This window comes from Gilliamella sp. Fer4-1, assembly GCF_001690515.1.
Lineage (GTDB): Bacteria > Pseudomonadota > Gammaproteobacteria > Enterobacterales > Orbaceae > Gilliamella > Gilliamella apicola_C.
The window spans coordinates 1-2,482 of record NZ_LZGZ01000096.1; the positions used below are offsets into that span (position 1 = coordinate 1).

A 2,482-nucleotide genomic window follows, 5' to 3' on the forward strand; every position below is an offset into this window, starting at 1 on the left:
ATAATATATCGTATCTTATCTACCTTTTTACTTTATATTATATAAAATTAGCATGATTCGTTTATTAAAAAAAATTCTAGCCATTGCCAAAAAGGTAATAATCGGACTAATGCTACTATCTGTTTTTTCAACTTTAGCTATGCGTTGGTGGAATCCTCCATATGGGTCTATGTTAATGATAGAACGTAAAGTCATGCATTGGAATATACCTCAACAACGAGTTTGGAAAGATTGGAATGAAATTTCGGACAATATTAAAATTGCCGTAATAGCCTCAGAAGATCAAAATTTTGCTGTGCATTGGGGATTTGATTTTAATGCTATTCGCATCGCCTTAGATCATAATCAAAATAGCAAAAAAATCAAAGGAGCTAGCACAATCACTCAGCAAGTTGCTAAAAATACCTTTTTATGGCCATCTCGTAGCTGGATTCGCAAAGGTGTTGAGTCTTGGTTTACATTGTGGATAGAACTATTTTGGCCCAAAAAACGTATACTGGAAATCTATTTAAATTGTGCTGAATGGGGAGAGGGTATTTTTGGTATTGAAGCCGCCGCTCAGCACTATTTTAATGTTAGTGCTAATCAGTTAACTGCAAAGCAAGCAAGTTTACTTGCAGCAATATTACCTAATCCAAGGCGTTGGAGTCCAACAATAGCAAGTGAACGGGTACAAAAAAGAGCTAAATGGATTTATAACCAAATGAATAATTTGGGTAATAAAAATTATCTAAAAAAGCTAAAATAGCGTTTATTGTTAGATAAATGTCTTAATAAATTCAGGAACAATTTTACTTGCAGGTCCATAAATTTTTGTTTGGAATAAATTTTGTTTAAAGCTAGGCTCTAAATTCAGTTCAATGGTTTTAGCACCAGATTGATTTGCAATCTGAACAAACCCCGCTGCTGGATAAACATTCCCTGATGTACCTATTGAAATAAAATAATCTGTTTGTAACAGTGCGTCATGGATAGCATCCATTTGTAATGGAATCTCTCCAAACCAAACAATATGTGGGCGGATTAATGTATTTTGTGCATAATCGATATCTTTATTACAATCAATAATCTGCCCTGTTTTTTCATTACGAACTTTTAATAACTCACCATGCATGTGAATAATATTTTTTGATCCAGCTTGTTCATGCAAATTATCTACATTTTGTGTCACAATTAATACGTTATCAAAACCTAACTTTTGTTCTAGTTCTGCCAATGCAAAATGTGCAGCATTGGGTTTAACATTAGGATCTTGTAATTTATTACGCAACATATTATAAAATTGATGAACAGCAATCGGATCTCGAATATATCCCTCATAGGTTGCAACATCATCTACATTATACCCTTCCCACAATCCATTTTGTGCACGGAACGTTGATAATCCAGATTCAGCTGAAATACCTGCGCCAGTTAAAATGACAATTTTAGGTGCTTTCATAATTGTATATATACCTTCGCTATTTAATTATTTTGCTATAAATTAAACACCTATAGTGCTTATCGTGTGATTAAAAAAATAATTAGGATTATTGCTTATATTCAGTTGTAAAAATATGTAATGCTGGCTTATTTAGTTTTTGATATTGGCTATAAGCGCTTGCTACCTTTTGGCGGGTAACTTCTTTTGATTCAACTTTCAGCCAGCTATCAATCATTGCATAAACGCTATATGCTTCAGGTGCCATTCGGTGCATAGTTAAAATCAGTGGCGTAATACCTAAACGAGATAGCGGTGGTGAAAAATATTGCTGACTTTTGCATGCAAATACTGCTGCATAACGCGATTTTTGTTTTGCCTGTTGCTCTTTTGAGAGTGTTTCCCATCGCCAGCTATCAGGTAAATATTTACGCCATGACCATTCCATTAACGAATCATGACCAATATAAACAACTAAGTCAGCCTTGCCTCCAGCAATAACTTTTTTATCACCAAACAAATAGGATTGCTCTTTTTTACCAGCAGCATAATCTAGAAAATCATTGACAGTATCATCTATATATTTACCATTATATGCTTGCGCTATGATATAAACATCTTGATTTTGATGTTTATAAATTATTTCTTCTAATATTTTATCATTGCTTGGCCGATTAATTTTTATAACTTGCCACTCTTTTTGTTTTGCAAAGTAGGTTTTAAAACCATAAGCGGCTCCCCCAATAAAGATTACTTTTAGGATCTTGTCCATTACCTATAGCTTTTGGAACAGGAACAATCTTTTGGTATTTGTTATCACATAATGCAACAAGAACATGGATAACTTTTGCTTTAGCTAAACATGAAAAAGAAAACATTAACCATATAATGGGTATAAAAAATAAGAAGGAAGTAATTTTCTTCATTAAAAAATCACATCTTTATTAATAATCAAAAATTAATCTTTCATACTACATCATTTTTTTTATTATAAAAATCCATAATATTATTTTATTTAATAAGTTATGTAATATTAAATCTCAATACTTTATATGATCCTAG

4 protein-coding genes are annotated in these 2,482 nt (G+C 32.1%); 1 reads left to right on the forward strand and 3 read right to left on the reverse strand.

Translation table 11 applies throughout. The features are described from left to right. The first annotated feature begins 52 nt into the window (after positions 1-52). Positions 53-748 carry a monofunctional biosynthetic peptidoglycan transglycosylase gene (mtgA, locus tag A9G30_RS03630; protein WP_065588094.1) on the forward strand — a complete coding sequence of 232 codons (696 nt, stop codon included), beginning with the start codon at positions 53-55 and terminating at the stop codon, positions 746-748. A 9-nt stretch (positions 749-757) separates the two neighbouring features. Here the strand turns inward: mtgA and cobB are convergent, their stop codons facing one another. The 3 genes from cobB to A9G30_RS12875 all read right to left on the reverse strand — a co-directional run bounded on the left by cobB (position 758) and on the right by A9G30_RS12875 (position 2,346). Continuing rightward, on the reverse strand, positions 758-1,441 hold the full coding sequence (cobB, locus tag A9G30_RS03635) for a Sir2 family NAD+-dependent deacetylase (protein WP_065583236.1): 684 nt from the start codon (positions 1,439-1,441) through the stop codon (positions 758-760). A gap of 88 nt (positions 1,442-1,529) precedes the next feature. Continuing rightward, positions 1,530-2,192, reverse strand: a complete 663-nt coding sequence (locus A9G30_RS03640) for a hypothetical protein (protein WP_081295620.1) — start codon at positions 2,190-2,192, stop codon at positions 1,530-1,532. After that, positions 2,140-2,346: a hypothetical protein gene (locus A9G30_RS12875; RefSeq protein WP_176700834.1), complete on the reverse strand. Its 207-nt coding sequence runs from the start codon at positions 2,344-2,346 to the stop codon at positions 2,140-2,142. The genes A9G30_RS03640 and A9G30_RS12875 overlap by 53 nt, the downstream gene beginning before the upstream one ends. Positions 2,347-2,482 lie beyond the last annotated feature (136 nt).

What these genes read in the sequence shown, in the direction of transcription:
- A9G30_RS03640 (WP_081295620.1), bottom strand. Translation starts at nt 2,192, where the DNA reads ATGGACAAGATCCTAAAAGTAATCTTTATTGGGGGAGCCGCTTATGGT.
- mtgA (WP_065588094.1), top strand. Translation starts at nt 53, where the DNA reads ATGATTCGTTTATTAAAAAAAATTCTAGCCATTGCCAAAAAGGTAATA.
- cobB (WP_065583236.1), bottom strand. Translation starts at nt 1,441, where the DNA reads ATGAAAGCACCTAAAATTGTCATTTTAACTGGCGCAGGTATTTCAGCT.
- A9G30_RS12875 (WP_176700834.1), bottom strand. Translation starts at nt 2,346, where the DNA reads ATGAAGAAAATTACTTCCTTCTTATTTTTTATACCCATTATATGGTTA.